Source organism: Furfurilactobacillus rossiae (genome assembly GCF_013394005.1).
Lineage (GTDB): Bacteria > Bacillota > Bacilli > Lactobacillales > Lactobacillaceae > Furfurilactobacillus > Furfurilactobacillus rossiae.
Genome location: NZ_CP040586.1, coordinates 2,590,930 through 2,607,844, shown reverse-complemented (window position 1 = coordinate 2,607,844; position 16,915 = coordinate 2,590,930). Strand labels below are relative to the sequence as shown.

The 16,915-nt window shown below is 42.7% G+C and carries 6 protein-coding genes; 5 read left to right on the top strand and 1 reads right to left on the bottom strand.

What is annotated here, in order from left to right; genetic code table 11:
* Positions 1–4 precede the first annotated feature (4 nt).
* Genes LROSL1_RS12445 through LROSL1_RS12430 form a run of 4 tightly spaced genes read left to right on the top strand, consistent with a single transcriptional unit; the run spans position 5 to position 5,400 of the window.
* Positions 5–1,258, top strand: a complete 1,254-nt coding sequence (locus LROSL1_RS12445; protein ID WP_178914976.1) for a glycosyltransferase family 2 protein — start codon at positions 5–7, stop codon at positions 1,256–1,258.
* On the top strand, positions 1,197–3,347 hold the full coding sequence (locus LROSL1_RS12440) for a cellulose biosynthesis cyclic di-GMP-binding regulatory protein BcsB (protein ID WP_178914791.1): 2,151 nt from the start codon (positions 1,197–1,199) through the stop codon (positions 3,345–3,347). The genes LROSL1_RS12445 and LROSL1_RS12440 overlap by 62 nt, the downstream gene beginning before the upstream one ends.
* On the top strand, positions 3,322–4,185 hold the full coding sequence (locus LROSL1_RS12435; protein WP_178914790.1) for a GGDEF domain-containing protein: 864 nt from the start codon (positions 3,322–3,324) through the stop codon (positions 4,183–4,185). Before LROSL1_RS12440 ends, LROSL1_RS12435 begins: the two co-directional genes overlap by 26 nt.
* A gap of 60 nt (positions 4,186–4,245) precedes the next feature.
* On the top strand, positions 4,246–5,400 hold the full coding sequence (locus LROSL1_RS12430) for a GGDEF domain-containing protein (protein ID WP_178914789.1): 1,155 nt from the start codon (positions 4,246–4,248) through the stop codon (positions 5,398–5,400).
* Positions 5,401–5,629: 229 nt separating this feature from the next.
* On the opposite strand, the gene LROSL1_RS12425 is transcribed toward LROSL1_RS12430, so the two are convergent.
* The gene (locus LROSL1_RS12425; protein ID WP_225440533.1) at positions 5,630–6,892 is read right to left on the bottom strand and encodes a DUF2075 domain-containing protein; all 1,263 of its coding nucleotides are present in this window, start codon (positions 6,890–6,892) and stop codon (positions 5,630–5,632) included.
* Positions 6,893–7,357: 465 nt separating this feature from the next.
* On the opposite strand from LROSL1_RS12425, the gene LROSL1_RS12420 reads away from it, so the two are divergent.
* On the top strand, positions 7,358–16,852 hold the full coding sequence (locus tag LROSL1_RS12420) for a SpaA isopeptide-forming pilin-related protein (protein WP_178914788.1): 9,495 nt from the start codon (positions 7,358–7,360) through the stop codon (positions 16,850–16,852).
* Positions 16,853–16,915: the final 63 nt, after the last annotated feature.

Here is a 16,915-nt window from a genome sequence, read left to right as displayed (position 1 = left end):
CATCATTAACATTCTCGATATTTTTCTCTTTATTGCGATCTTGGCAATTTGGACCATTTTAATCGTAAATATCATTTTGGTCATTGCAGGATATGTCAATTATCTACGCCAGGTAAAAACACCCGCGCGTGAACTGCCGGAAAAAGTGCCGTTTGTATCGGTGATGGTTCCTGCTCACAACGAGGGTATTGTTATCGTGAAGACAGTTGAGTCACTATTAAACTTCGATTATCCCCACGATCGTTACGAAATCATCATCATTAATGACAATTCGGATGATAATTCGGCAGAATTGCTGGGTCGTTTGCAAAAGCGGTACCCTCATCGCCAGGTTCACGTTATCAATACAGACAAGACCAATGGTGGTAAAGGGAAGTCAAACGCCCTGAATATTGGTCTGGCCGCTGCCAAGGGCGATGTCATTTCCATTTATGATGCGGATAACACGCCAGAAAGTGGTGCGCTTCGAATTCTGGTTGCCGAGTTAATGGCTGATGATACGTTGGGTGCAGTGATTGGCAAGTTTCGGACGCGCAATCGTAATGCCACGTTACTCACACGCTTCATTAACATCGAGACGCTATCCTTTCAATGGATGGCGCAGGCCGGGCGACAACAGTTATTTCATTTATGCACGATTCCGGGCACAAATTACGTCATTCGTCGGTCACTGCTCGAAGATGTTGGTGGCTGGGATGTGAAAGCATTAGCCGAAGACACGGAAATTAGTTTTCGGATTTACATGAAGGGCTTCCACATCAAGTTTCAGCCTAAGGCAGTTACCTGGGAGCAGGAACCACAAACATTGTCCGTCTGGTTCCACCAACGAACGCGGTGGGTTAAGGGAAATATCTACGTCATCCTAAAAAACACGCATTTACTATTTACTAAACGCGGCCGGCCAATTCGTTTCGATTTATTGTACTTTTTGTCCATTTACTTTCTCCTGATGACGTCGCTAGTTTTATCCGATACCGTATTTGTCCTTTCGGTAGCTGGCAAGGTTCATTCAAACTTACAGGGGTTCAGCAATTCGTTATGGTTGCTGGCAATTGTCCTCTTCGTTGCCAGTACGTACATTACAATCACAACGGAGAAGGGCGAGATGAACTTTAGCAACGTTCTCATAATTATCTTGATGTACATCACATATAGTCAAATGTGGCTTGCAGTAGCCGCTTACGGGATGGTGGGTTATGTTAGAGAGCAGGTTTTTCATAAACAAGCGAAATGGTACAAGACAAAGCGGTACCAGTAAAGGATTTTCATTACTGTGGCTGGTATTCGCACTCGCGTTTAGTTTGGTCATCGCAATAACACCGGCGAAGGCCGCTGATGAACAAACGTACACGCAGCCGTTTCAAAACAGCACCACAACGTTGTCCGGCAATTCAATTACCGCCAATACGTACTTTATCAAGATGGATTACTGGGACGTTAAACAGGCAACACTGAATTTAAACTATCAGGTTAGCCAGTTAACTAATGGCGATACATCTGACATCACCGTCTCGATTAATGGGGTTAAATTTTATTCGTTCAGGCCAGAAAATAAGTCTGGTTTACAAACGAAGAGTGTCGACATTCCGACCCGTTTGCTTAGTGGGACGAACAACATTAAGATCAGCGGCCAATTTTTGAATTCTGACGGTAGCAAGGCGGAGGTAGCGCAAACGCCAGCTAATTGGTTCACGTTATACAGCGGTGCAAACGTTAACTTCCGCTACGTCTTGAAGGATCCAGAAACGGCCATTAAATCGTTCTACGACCATTTCAGCGGACCGGATACCATTGTGAACCACAACTCGGTCATTTCAGTGCCCAAGCAGGCGACTAATGATGAGTTGACAGCTAGCATGTACGCCTTAGCCGGTTATGCACGGGTAATTACTACCGAGAATAACCAAATTCCCGTGACTACGTTTGATACGAGCAAGGCTAAGAAAGCTGACTATCAAATCGTCATGGCAACTTATCAGCATCTGCCCAAGAAATATCAGGCGGCTGTGAGTCGTCAAAATGTTGCCAAACATGCGGTGCTTAAAACGATTTATGACGGGAACAAACATGTGCTTTTAGTCACCGCTGCAACCGGCAAAGACTTGGAGAAGGCCGCGCGGTTCATTGCTAACGCTGAGTTGATGAAGGAAACCAGCGCAGATACTAAAAATGTCTCCGCAGCTACCCAAACATTTACGTCGGATCTGCAGTATCAAGGCAGCCGTAAATTAACGTCGACTGGCGATCAAATCACGGGTCCGAAACATCAGGAGAGCACTTATTTCGTTAATTTGCCGACGGACCGGACGAATGCGGACGGGAGCAAGATCCGGGTGCACTTCCGGTATGCAAAGAACCTTGATTTCACACGCTCACTGGCTACTGTTTATGTGAACGGTAAGCCGATTGGCAGTAAAAAATTGACTGCGGCCAATGCCGATAATGATCAACTCACTGTTAATCTGCCAACCGGCCAGTCGCTGGGTAATAGCTTTGTTATTCGGGTAGCGTTCGATCTCGAAATGAAGGATCAAAGTGATAGCGATAATGCGCAGACACCATGGGCATTCGTGGAACCGGACTCGCGGGCTTACATTAAGTCCAAACCGGTGACAGATATCCTCTTTAGCAATTATCCAAGCCTGTTTATTAAAAATCAGTCATTCAATAATTTAGCCATCGTGCGCCCAAAGACACTGAGCGATAGTGACTTTACTACCATGACGAACATTTTTAATTTGATTGGTAATTTTGCTCAAAGTAACACTGGTTCAATTCAGTTTTACACGAAGACACCGTCTAAGTCTGTTCTTCGCGAACACCACGTCATTGCGTTTGGAACACCGGCAAACAATAAGTTTATTAAGTCGTTGAATAGCAAATTGTACTTCCGATACAACAAAAAGTTTACTGGTTTCCTTTCGAACGAGAAACTCAGTATTGAGTCGGCTTATGGTCAAACTGTTGGTACGAACCAGCTCTTGCGGTCGCCATGGAACAAACGGTTAGGTGTGCTGGTTGTTACTGCGGCGCACAGTCGTGATGTGGCAATGGCTTCAACGCAGATTAATTTCCAACGCAACATTCAACAGTACACTGGGGACGCTATTTTGGTTGACCGAGACAATAATCACTATAACTATCGGTTTAAGAAGCATAAGAATGCCGAAGCTAAACCGACTGTTACACAAACGATTCATAAACACTCAGCACTAGCCATTTACCTTGGTTTGGCATTCTTGATGATTGTGGTCATCGCGTATGCGCTGTTCCTAATGTTCCGCAAGAACGGTCAACGAATTGGGAAGGGAGGCCGTTCTTATGAAAAACAATCATCAGACAAATAACGCTAGTTTGATGGCGGATGCTTGTTTGTTGGCCTTCCTGGGACTGATTGCGATTACCGCTGTCTTTTTCGGTGCAACGCCGAGTAGCCTATTGCTGAATACACTCTATTTGGGCATCAGTGTTGCGCTGGTGATGACGACCTACTTCTTTAGCTTAACCACCGGCCTCACCTTAAATCTTGTGTTTATGTTTATTCAGGGACTGGTGATGATATACCTCAATGTGGTTCAGCATCACACGGTTAACCTGGCGCTAGTCTTTTGGCTATTCATGCCATTGCTGTTATCACTGAGCTTTTATGGGATGACTGCGATGCAACGTCAGCTACAACAGAAGAATCAGCAATTGACGACTGATATGGTTGAACGTGGGGCGTTTGATGCCCAAACAAACTTGCGCACCACAGTTTCCTATATCGAGGATGCTAACGTATACCTTGAGACGCACACTCGTTTTAAGATTCCGGTGACGACAATCATTATCCGCGTGCGTTATTATTCCGAACTGGAACGGATGATGGGCGATGAACAGATGGATGCACTGATTCGTCTGGTGTCGGATACAATCGTTCAATCAACCCGCGATAATGATATTGGGTACATTTTGGACACCGTGACGCCAACATGGGGAACATTGATGTTTACGGACGCAGCCGGGGCACGTATCGCTGCTCGGCGGATTCGGGATAACTTCACCAAGGCTGCCAACGGCGCCAAGGCGTTAGAAATGATGGAATTGTCGCTTGTTATCGGGGTGGCTGAGTTTGACGATAATACGATGCACAATCCTTACGATATGATGAATGCTGGTATTAAAGAGACGGAATACGATGTCTAATAATTGTTGAAACGATAACGCGATAAAAAGCGCTGCATTAAAACGAAAGGAGATCTGGGGATGACATTGACGCACTGGAATCTAAATCCGTTGTTGACGGGATTGTTCTTTGAACTGGGAATCATTTTCTTGTTCCAAATTCTCGTCCGCCGCATTTGGGTTCACCCTGGACATGATCCTAAATTTTCGTTGAATTATCAACAAGGCCGGTTGAAAGTGCTCAGTGTGATCTACTTTGGTCTGCTTGGCATCTATTTCGAATACGCTACGATTCATGTGGGGCCCAACTATGCGTTTGTTAACATTCGGATGTTGTTGTTGATGTACGTTGTCTTTTTCATTGGGCAACAAACAGCGTACATCGTGTTAGCTCTTCAGTTTCTAACCAGAATCGTTTTAATCGGCGGTACTCAGATGGAACGTTCCCTACTGTTTCTAGTTTTTTACGCTGTTATTATTTGGCTACTGGGTGTTGCGCGGCATCGACTATGGACATCACGGATGGTAACCGTGGTCGTGACCAGCATTGTGTTGGTTCCACTGTTCTGGTTACTCGTGTACGTGATGCACTTTCCCATCCAACAGCGGATTACGTTATCCGATATGTACACGCAAATTGCCATCTTTTGGGTGCTGGATATCGTGTTATACTTCGCGATTATCTTTTTGGATCGAGATAATCGTTCCTACGTGCAACGTGTTCATCAAGCAACTATCGATGAACTGACAGGGCTAGCCAATTACGCTGCGTTTGCAACCACTTTTAATAAGGCATACAAGACATCAAAACAGGATCAGGATTCTTTGATTTTAATAGCGATGGACATTGATCGATTCAAACGAATTAATGACACGTACGGTCATCTTGGCGGAAACCGTGTGTTAACAACGGTCGGTAACATGCTTCATGAATATGTTGGCAATGATAAGGACATTTCTGTTTATCGCGTGGGCGGTGAAGAATTTGAAATGGTTCTGACTGGAATGACGATGGAAATGGCACAGATGTTAGCCCGTGAAATTCAGGTTAATGCAGAGAACAAGACGGTCATTTATCAGCGATCACGGATTCAATTTACGATGTCGTTTGGTTTGGCCCAATTGAGAGATGGCGACGACGAAGCTGACCATCTTTACGATCGAGCAGATCGGATGCTGTATCAGTCCAAAGGCCGTGGCCGTAATGAGATCACGACAGATTTGCAAGATGATTAGCGAAGTCTTGAATCGGAGTTTTTTAAAAGGTGTAGCGTGCACTTGTGGCTACCATTAGCGGTATGCTTCGGCTGACAGCGCGGCAACGTATGGAATATGCAATTGCTGTAACAAAGTTGCCAGACAATCTAGACTAGATTCAAGTGCTCATTAATTTTTCAATATGTAACTAAAATAGACGTTTTGCACAAACTTTTTGCGTGCAAAACGTCTATTTTGATTGATTAGCTTATTTTGACGACGCTAATTTCAACAATCGTTGCCGAAGCGCAGGCTGACTTGCGTAGATATAAAGGCCGTATACACCACGCTTCATTAACACATTGAGCACGTTTAACGTCAGCTGCTCTTTAATTTGCTGAATTGCCTGTGGGTCTGTTAAATCATCGCGACGTTTGAAGACCTCGGGATCTGTCACCCGGTTCGTGTTGACGGTCATTTGTTGAGTGATTGGATCGTAATCAAACGGCGGACCGAGGATGACACCAACATAGTTAAGGTCGAAGCCTTGGACAGTGTAAATAGAACCGACTTCATTGATGGTTTCTGGTTTTTCTGCCCATGAAGTGGCTTGATAATTATATTGATCCCACGGTAATTTGAAGTGTCCTTCTGTTACATAGTGTTTGCCACCATCGAGCCTAGAAGGATAGCCAGACGTTGCGACGATTCGTGAGAGGCCAACACGTTGATCATCCTGTTTGATACGGTCGTACATCGCTTGGGCGTCATCGAATATATGCAATTCGAAGTCTTTAGTACTTACTGGCACAGGTGTAAGTCGGCGTGCCGTCAAATTATCAATCCAATTGATGACGGCTTGATTTGCGTGCATTCGGAATTGTTGGTGAAGCTGATAATCAGCATGTGGGTATGGTGCAATCAGGTGTTGCAAACGTTGTTCATTCCAAAAGCTTTTGGTTTTTAAGACTTGATGCGTATCAAACACTAAGACAATAACCTTCGCTAATTTAATGATCTCTAGTAGCTGATTTTGCTGATCAAAGTTATTGTATCTGTCCGGTTTGGACAGCAGTAAGTGAGCTTCATCAATAATAACGATATCACTGTGGTGACCGTTCTTATGTGAGCGGTTAATAAACGAAGTCGGCCGGTCGAAATCCTTTTTCCGTAAGTTAGGGAGTTGACCGGCTAGTTCTTTATAGACTTTGAGAATTTCTGGATGATTCACGAGAAAAATATTCGTCGTATCAAACAATGGGCTGGTTGAATCTGTGCGCGCAGCGGTCTGAATATCATTGAATAGCTGACTTAAAACAACACTTTTCCCAGTGCCGGCGTCGCCATGAATTGTAAAGATAGCTGGTTTGTTATCCTCGGCTTGAATATGCGAGTTGCAAAAGTCCTCGATTTTCGTTTTCAGTTTGCCCTGCTCAGTGGATAAGGACTTGAAGGGCGATAACTTATGAATGGCAGAATTTTTAACGATTACGCTCGACCTCCTAACAGTCATAAAGAGATGACATTGCATAATAGTGTACACCATTTTGGAGAAATACTGTTTGAAAATAGGTTAACCGGTTCATAAAAGCGAAATTTGGTAGATAGTGAACTAGTTACATATTACGAATGTGGAAATATAACCATTACATTTTGTTTAAGATTAATAATATGTAAGCGATTGAATTTTTTTAATCAGAAATTGGTATAGTGACTAAAACAATAAGCCGTGAAGACAAACGATTGCACTAGAATAGGGTTTCGTAAACAACGTTTTAAGTAAAACGTATTACTAAAGTGGAACGGTCTAATAATTAAAAGAAAATGTGGGCGTCAATCCCTACAGTGACGCGGTTTTAAAGCATTGGAAAGTATGTTATAAATGACGCTGTAACTTTTAGTTTACCTATTAAAATAATAATCAGTAAAAACATTGACTAATCGTATTTTTATTCATGCTAAATGATTTAACTATAACTCGTGGGGGAACATTATTTTGAGGAAACGTCTATACGCGTTAGCGGGGGCAGTTATTGCAAGTGCCTTTTTCAGTGTCACAACCGTCAAAACAATCAGTGCTGAGGCGGATACGACGCCGGCGGTTGCAGCAGCTAGTAGCACGGCAGGGAGTCAACCGAGCGCGGCTTCTAGTGACGCAAACAGTGCCAAACAGAATACGACAGAGGCTGTAACTAACCAGGCAAGCTCTTCGACGGGATCAAGTAGTGCTTCGGGGACTTCTAGTACTCAGTCTACTGCTCTTTCTAGCAATTCAAGCGGGTCTGTAACAAGCACTAGCAAGCCTTCTGTGACTGATACACCGAGCACAAGCAATGCAAGTTCAAGTAGTGTTACGACGTCATCTGAGGGTAAGACCAATACGGATACCAGCACTGTAGAAACGCCGCAGACACAAACAACGCCTAAGACTGATAACACTGCTAATAGTTCGACCAGCTCCGCCAGCAGTGAGAGCAGTTCGACACCGCAACCAGTTACGGATAACACCAGTTCTGGTGGTGGCGGTCCGGGTGATTCATCCACAGGAACGGCAAAGCCACAGTCACAGACTAAGGTTGACAGTACTGAAGTTACTGTGGATAAAGCCAATTATTTTGATAACACGGATGCAAATCCTGACAACAACAAGGCAATCGTAGAAAGTGCTGTAAATACACCAGAGTCTGTTAATAAAACAGATTTCTACACGGACAAGTATTATCACGGCGAGAATAACTCCGCGAATGATCCATCAAAAAACAGTAATGCTATCAATGATGCCAATCAGAATCCTAACGATGGTGCACACGACCTAGGCGCATATATCCTCGATGAGCAAGGCAAAGACGGTGATAATGCTACTAATGATGAAAAGGCAGCCACAATAAATACGGCGTTTAACCTAACTTATCACGATAACGATGGTCATCCTGTTCAGCCAGGAGATATTACGCTAGCAACTGGTATTGATGGTCATATGACATTTAAAATCGATCATGATGTTTGGAAGTATTTAGTTACTGGTGACACGTTCACGTATCAATTGCCTAGTGGTTACAAAATCGTAGACACTCAGCCGGGTCAGACGGGCAACATTCAAAATGCCAATTCGTCTGATAAGAATTCAACGTATGGGACTTACACAGTAGGGACAGATGGGAAAATCACCCTGACATTTTTTAATCCGCATACGCACGATGAAACGGACGACAATCCGGTTCAATCACTTGAAGGACAGCTTTCCTTCAAGGCAACGTTTAACGACCAAGTTATTACTAATCCTGGTCAACAAGGTGATAAATTACATTTACCTGGTCAAACGGATCAAGATATCTTAGTTATTCATCCGGCAACTGATCAAAGTATTTCTAAAACTGGTCGGCCTGATAAAAACTTAGATCCAAACAACATTATTTGGTCCGTTTACATGAACAAAAATATGCAAACGATGACCAACACTACAATTACTGAAAAGTTTGATGAAAATGTAACTTATGACAATGCAAAGAAGCCAGTTGAGATTTATGCCATTCAAGTTGATCTCAAGGGCAAGGTCATCAAAAATGATGATGGTTCTGACAAACTTGGTGAAAAGTTAGTTGCCGGCACTGATTATACGGTTGATGCAACCGGCAAGGTTACTTTCTTAAAGCAAATCACAACACCATATGAATTGATTTACACAACCAGCATTAATGATGCAGCTAAACCCAAAGATACTCATGGCAATATTAGAACGGGTGATGCCACATTAAATAACACAGTTGACCAACGTGACGATGAACAAGGCGATAATGTCTTACCTGCATCTGCAAGTGTCATTGCTCATTATGAAGGTCTGTTCTATAAGTACGATCCAGCAATTGCAACAAATGATCATCCTAACGATCCTGATTATGACAAGCTACACCACATTTACACTTGGACGGTTGCCTACAATCACGGCACGGATACGTTAAATGGCAACACAGCTTTATATACCGATGTCATTGGCGCGCCTCAAACGTTTGTCAAAGATTCATTTCATATGTGGGTTATGGAATACGATCCTAACAATGCTGATCAGCCATTCAAGTATACGAATCAGCAAGTTGATCCAAGTCTATACACGTTGACACCAAATACCGATGGTTCTGGTTTTACGGTTAAGTTTAACGATGGCTTCAATCTTCCAGTTAACATGGTATACCAAACGCAGATTGCGCAAGGATCAAAAGTTATCTCAACTGATGTTAAAGATATTGTAAATACTGCACAGGTTACCGGTTATGATAATCAAACGCCAAAGCCTGTTACGACTCACAGTTACAACTTAATCAAGGATGTTGAAAATGGTGGACCAGATCGTGGCCTTAAGGTTGCGACTTGGAAGATCCATATTAATGAAAGTAACTACACCATGAAGGATTATGTTTTGACCGATACAGCTGCTTTAGCTGGATTGAGTCAACCATTTGATCCTCGAGCAACAATGCCGAACACAACCATTCAACCTAAAGTTCTTGTTCAAGATGTGACGAAAAATAATAAGGAATTGATTGAAGGCACTGATTACACACTGACTGCTACAGGCGATACAAGTAACAATGCTCAGTTTGTACTTAAATTAATCGGAGACTATGCAACAACAAGTGACACATTTACAGTTGAATACAAGACTGTTTATGATGTTGCCCGTGTCAAGACACCGTTACCTAACACTAATTTTAAATTTACTAACGACGCAACGGGAACTTGGACAGACGTTACGACCAATAACCCGGTGACAGACCATGCTGATAATCACTTCGAAGCTTCGCATGATGAAGCATATCAAGGTAGTAAAAATGGGGTCTACAATCCTGAAACAAAACAGATTCATTGGACTGTGATTTCCAACTACAATGCGGAAGATTACAAGAGTTATCAATTGCTTGACCCGATTTACCAGAAGCAAAATTTTGTTCCTGGTAGTGTCAAAGTGACTCAGGGTTCTATCGCTGCACAGGGATACTTTATTCCAGGCGAAACTGATCCGAAGTATTACACGGTTCATGCTTACAAAGGTCATGTTGATATGGCCACTGGTGATTTTGTTATTGAAGGCATTATTAATGCAGATGGTTCAATCACACCAATGACGGGCACGACATCTTATCAAGGCTTTCAGAATTATCAAGGTAGCGAACTTTATAATCTGCGTGATTATAAAGATGCCACAACTGAAATCGTGATTGACTTTGGGAGTGATGCAACACCGTTACCAAAGCCTGGGGATGTTACGGGCACTGATTCACGTGTTAAGTTAGCCTACCAAGTTGAATATGATACTGACGTTAAAGGCATTCTAGTTGACAATATGTATAACAACATTGCGTTGACTGCTTATCCAATTGATAATGATGGAAAATTATCTGTTCACGGTCAGGCGTCAACGTATCAAGGCCAGCCATACATTAGTAAGACAGGTAACTACAATCAAGATAGTGGTTCGAACCGGGCTAATTGGACAGTGGATATTAACCGATCCCAATCAGCAATTACTAATGCGGTATTCACCGATACACCAACAATTAATCAGCGTATTGATCCATCAACGATTCATATTTATGGAGTTGTGGCGAGTGATCTTAATACTATGGAGAATGTCGTTAAAGGCGGTCATACTATCATCGACCCAAATGGTGATGGAAAAAGACTGTTACAACAAACGAAACTCACGCCTGACTATAATCACGAGTTGAAACAGGGCGTTGATTATGACGTTGTTCTGACCCATGACACTACAACTGGTCAAGAAACATTAACGATTAAATTTCTCCATACAATTAGTACCGCTTATGTTTTGAAATACCAATCCAAGCTGTACTTCAGCAAGGACGATCAAGGACAGACAGTTCGTTTCTCAAACGGTGCTACCTTAAACGGTGATAACGTTACTCCAAATCAACCGGGTGATCACGATGATGACGATTTCTTTGTCACTGAAAGTTCAGCTAAGGCGATTGGTTACTTCTATAACTTAGTGTTAACCAAGAAAACGACAGATGGTCAAAAGCTGGCTGGTATTACCTTCAACTTATATGAAGAAAACGCTAATCATGCTCGTGGTGCTTTGCTGCGTACAGGTGTGACTGATGAAAATGGTGTTGTTACCTTTAAGAACATTCCTGGTTATCATGTTGACGGAGTCACACCAATTGAATACTTCATTCAAGAAGTTAATCCTTCTGATAAGTACATTACACCAGACGATTTAAGAAATGGCACGCGGACAATTAGTGTCGGGATGCTATCAGGTACCAAAAATGATCAAGATCGTTTAGGCAATATTTGGAACCATCTTGGTCAGGCAACATTAACTAAGACGGATGAAGCGGGTAACATTTTGAATGGCGCTCACTTCAAACTCGAAGTTTTGAAAAACGGTAAGTGGGGTACTTACTCCGATTCTAAGGGTAAGGTATACGACGATTTGGTTACTGGTGTTGACGGCGAGAAAGCTAACGATGGAAAAATCGTTGTTAACGGCTTGCTGCCAGCGCAATACCGTTTCGTTGAAACGCAAGCGCCTGCTGATTACATTTTGAATGAATCAGATCCACAGACTAAAGAAATTATCATTCCAAAGTCTGACGGAAATAATCCGTTTGGAAACGAACAAAAGATTGCTTTCTTTGATACACAAAGAAACAGTAAAGGCACCTTCGAATTACACAAGGTGGGTACTGATGGCAAAGCGATTGCTGGCGCTAAATTCGATCTCTATTATTTAGATGCAGCGAAAAACAGTGTCTATGTTACAAATACTAAATCTGATGAAAACGGATTAGTTCGTTTCACCGGTTTAAATGCTGGCTGGACATACTGTGTTCGTGAAGCAACCTCACCAAATGGTTACTACAATCCAGATGCTAACGCCGACATTGTTTCATTTACAGTTAACACGAACTCCGCAGATGGTCTCGATAATGTAAAATATACAAATCCTGTAGACAAAACGGACCATGTTATCAACTATACTGACCATGTTGTTCTGACAAAGGTTGGTAACGATAATAGCAAAGTAGTTGGTGCAACTTTCGTTCTGAAAGATGCTTCCGGTAAGGTTATTAAAACATTGACCACGGATACCAACGGCAAACAGACATCGAATGATGTTTGGACAACGGATGGTAACGGTCAGATTGTCATTGATAATTTGACGGCCGGCGACTATACGCTACAAGAAGTTGCTGCCCCTGCCGGCTACATTTTGAACAGCATGATTCAGAAATTTACTATTTCTGCAAAGCTGGACAGTACATTTTATTTCACCATGACTGACTATCGTGGTCAGATTCAGGTCACTAAGGTTGATGGGGATGACACTTCCAAGAAGTTGGGTGGTGTTACCTACACGTTAACTGGAAATGGTAGTACACAAACTGCGACGACTGATGCAAACGGAATTGCAACGTTTAAGAATTTGAGCAGTGGTGATTACACCGTTGTTGAAACTCAGTCATTAGATGGTTACATTCGTGATACCAAAGTTTACAAATTTACGATTAGTGCGGATGTGACTAGTGACGACAAATCGTTATATGATTTGTCAGCAACTTACAAGAACTACCAAAACAAAGTAACGTTTACTAAATTCTTGAATTCTGACAAAGGTACTAAAGGTCCCAATGCAGTTTACGAATTAAATGGTGCTGGTGAATCAAAACAATTCACCACGGATGTAAACGGACTAATTACGTTTACAGGTTTGAAGACAGGCAGTTACACACTGACTGAACTAGTAGCACCAATGGGTTATGCGACAAATAACACACCACTAACGTTCACGGTGGACGCTGATGGCAACATTTCAGTTGCAAGCCTAAGCCAAGTTGATTACCAAGGCCATGCACAGTTGACCAAGACTGGTGCCAATGGCCCTCTGCAAGATGTTAAGTTCGACCTTCTAGATGCAGATCAAAAGACTGTTGAACAAGCTAACTTAGTCACCGACGCAAATGGTGTGATTACAACTAAGGATTTGAAACCTGGCACATACTACTTTGTTGAAAAGCAAACATTGTCCGGTTATATTCTTGATACGACGCCAATTAAAGTAGTTATTGATGATCGTAAAGGTCAAAATGATGCATGGCTAGATGATTTAGCCAAAGCCACTCTAACTAATGTTCAAAACAAGCTTGTCTTCACCAAGCACAATGCAAAAAATGATTTACTTGATGGTGCTGTTTATGAGCTAACAAATAACACGACTAAAGCTGTTACCAAGTACACGACCGTGCATGGTCAAATTACGATGACTGGTTTGGCGGCCGGTAGCTATACGATGTCTGAATTCACTGCACCTTTCGGATATGCTACGAATGGTACGCCACTGACATTTATGGTTGACGACAGTGGTCATATTTCAGTTACCAGTTTAAGCCAAACTGACTATCAAGGTCATGCACAGTTGACGAAGACTGGCGTAAACGGTCCTCTGCAAGGTGTGACGTTTGACCTATTAGATGCAGATCAAAAAAACGTTGAGCAAGCTAACTTAATCACCGATGCAAACGGTGTGATTACAACTAAAGATTTGAAGCCAGGAACGTATTACTTTGTCGAAAGAAAGACGTCTTCTGGATATATTCTTGATGCTACACCGCAAAAAGTTGTTGTTCAGGACAATAAGAATCAAACGGCTTCCTGGCTAGACGATTCAGCCAAAACGGTATTAGCTAACGTTCAAAACCAGTTAATTTTCACCAAGTACAATGTCAAACACGAACTGCTTGATGGTGCTGTTTATGAACTGACGAACAACGCCACAAAAGAAGCAAAACAGTATACGACTCTGAATGGTCAGTTTACGATGATCGGTTTGGCGGTTGGCAATTACACACTGGCTGAAATCACTGCACCAACAGGATATGCAACAAATGGTATTTCGATGACGTTTGCTGTGAATGAAGATGGTCAAGTTTCTGTCGCAAGCCTAAGCCAGATTGATTACCAAGGCCATGCGCAGTTGACCAAGACTGGTGCCAACGGTCCTCTGCAGGGTGTTAAGTTTGACTTGTTAGATGGAGATCAAAAGACTGTTGAACAGGCTAACTTAATCACCGACGCAAACGGTATGATTACAACCAAGGATTTGAAACCTGGCACATACTACTTTGTTGAAAAGCAAACATTGTCCGGTTACATTCTTGATGCAACACCAATCAAAGTCGTTGTCGCTGATCGTAAAGGTCAAAATGCTATGTGGTTAGACGATTCAGCCAATGCCACGTTAACTAATGTTCAAAACAAGCTTGTCTTCACTAAGTATGGTACTCATGTAGGGAACGTCCTAGATGGCGCCGAATATACTTTGGTGAACACAACTACCGGTGAAAAACCAACTTTCACGTTTGTAAACGGTCAAGTTAGTTTATCAGGGTTAGCTGCTGGTGCTTACACGATTACTGAAATCACAGCCCCTGATGGTTACATGCTTAACCCAGATGTCATTAGTTTCACAGTTGATGCAAATGGTTTGATTGACGGAAAGACCGAACTTTCTCTTAACCAAATCGACTACCAAGGTTACGCTTTTATGAGGAAAGTATCTGCTGATACGAAAGCACCACTAGCTGGTGCAGTCTTCTATGTTTATGACTCTGATAATGTATGGAAGCAGACAATCACGACTGGTACTGACGGTTTGATTAAAACTAAGTTCTTACCAGTTGGTGATTACTACTTCAGAGAAATGAAAGCCCCAGATGGCTACATTTTGAATTCAAACTTGGTTCATTTCTCTATTAAAAAGAGCAATCATGATGTTGCTCTTGATGAAGGAACGTTTGAGAACTGGTTAGGTGCTGTTAAGATGACCAAATACGGTCAACCAGACGTTACAAACGTTGGTACACGGGTAATGTTGCCGGGTACGAAGTTTGCCCTCTACTATGTCGTAGATGATGGTAGCGAAGAGTTATATGGTATTGATCCAAGTAATGAGCACAATGTTTATTACTTTAAAGCAGGAGAAGACACCAAAGGTTGGACGACAGTATTTACAACCAACGTTAATGGTCAAATCTTCTTGCAAGGTTTGAAACCTGGTAACTACTATTTCAAAGAAGTTGCCCACGCCGACGGTTATATTTTGCGTGACGACACTCCAGACCTGCAACCTGAACTAAATAAAGGTATGGGCAGTGCAAACTTTGTCAACAAACCACAAGGATTGGAATTCTCACGTGTTGACGGCACCTCTGCGGTGGTTGACAAAAATGGTCATGTAACTTCAGCACCTGATGACCGTGACTTCAGTAGCCGTTTGTACTTTATAATTCGCCCAGCTAGTGATGTGGAATCTGTTACATTTGCTGGTGATCAAACAAACTATCAAGGTTCAATGACGTTTACCAAGACAAACAGTAAGGGTGACAAACTTGCCGGTGCTGTTTACCAATTGCTTGATAGTGATAAGAAGACTGTTGAAGTCACAATGGATGGCAAGCAAGTTAGTCAACTCACTACTGATGCAAATGGTAACTTTACTATCACTGGTCTAGCACCTGGCACTTACTACTTGAAGGAAATCACCGCACCTGATGGTTACCTGATCAACGACAATGTTGATGAAACGAAATTTGTTATTGCGGACACCACTCGTGGTGGTCAAAGTAACGTAACTGCTTCACAGATTGATTACCAAGGCAGTATCAAACTGACGAAAGTCGCTGCCGAAGATGGTCACGTGTTGGCCAATGCAACGTTTGAACTGCTCGATGCCGACAAGAATGTTATTAAGACAGGCTTGACGACGGATGCCAACGGGACGTTAACCGTTACTGACTTGAAGCCTGGTACTTACTACTTCAAGGAAACGGTCGCCCCAACTGGTTATCAATTGAGCACTGAGTTGTTGAAAGTTGTCGTTCTGGATCATGCAATTGACAAGCCTGTCGCTGTTTTGGCTAAGTTCCAAGACACACAGGTACCACCAGTTACACCACCAACGACACCAAACATTCCAAATATTCCCAACACACCGACGACACCGAATGTACCAAACATTCCGAATACACCAACGACGCCGAATGTGCCGAATATTCCGAACGTACCAACAACTCCGGGTCAGCCAAACATTCCAAATGTACCAACGACCCCTGAAGTACCAAATATTCCTACGACACCAACTGTACCGAACGTACCAGTAATGCCAAACGTACCAAACAAGCCAATGACACCAACGATGCCAAATCAACCAGCGCGTCCAGCTAAACCTGAAACGCCGATTGTATCAGCACAAAATGGTTCTTATGCGGCTGTCGCTGTTACTCCTGTAGCATCACAAAAACTTGTTGCCAACGGTCGTCCTGCGGGTCAACCTGCTAAGCAAGAAGGACATGGTGTGACTGGATTACCAGAGACTGGTGAAAAATCAGCTTCATTACTAGCGATGCTTGGCGTAGTTCTGCTCAGTGTTATTGCAGGATTTGCCTACTATGTGCGCAAACAAGAAGCTTAATCGAATAGGTATTGCGGAAAGACGATTGCGAGGAAACTCATGATCGTTTTTTTACGTGCAAAT

Coding starts and splice junctions, on each gene's coding strand:
- LROSL1_RS12440 (WP_178914791.1), top strand. CDS start 1,197: ATGTTAGAGAGCAGGTTTTTCATAAACAAGCGAAATGGTACAAGACAA.
- LROSL1_RS12435 (WP_178914790.1), top strand. CDS start 3,322: ATGAAAAACAATCATCAGACAAATAACGCTAGTTTGATGGCGGATGCT.
- LROSL1_RS12430 (WP_178914789.1), top strand. CDS start 4,246: ATGACATTGACGCACTGGAATCTAAATCCGTTGTTGACGGGATTGTTC.
- LROSL1_RS12425 (WP_225440533.1), bottom strand. CDS start 6,892: ATGCAATGTCATCTCTTTATGACTGTTAGGAGGTCGAGCGTAATCGTT.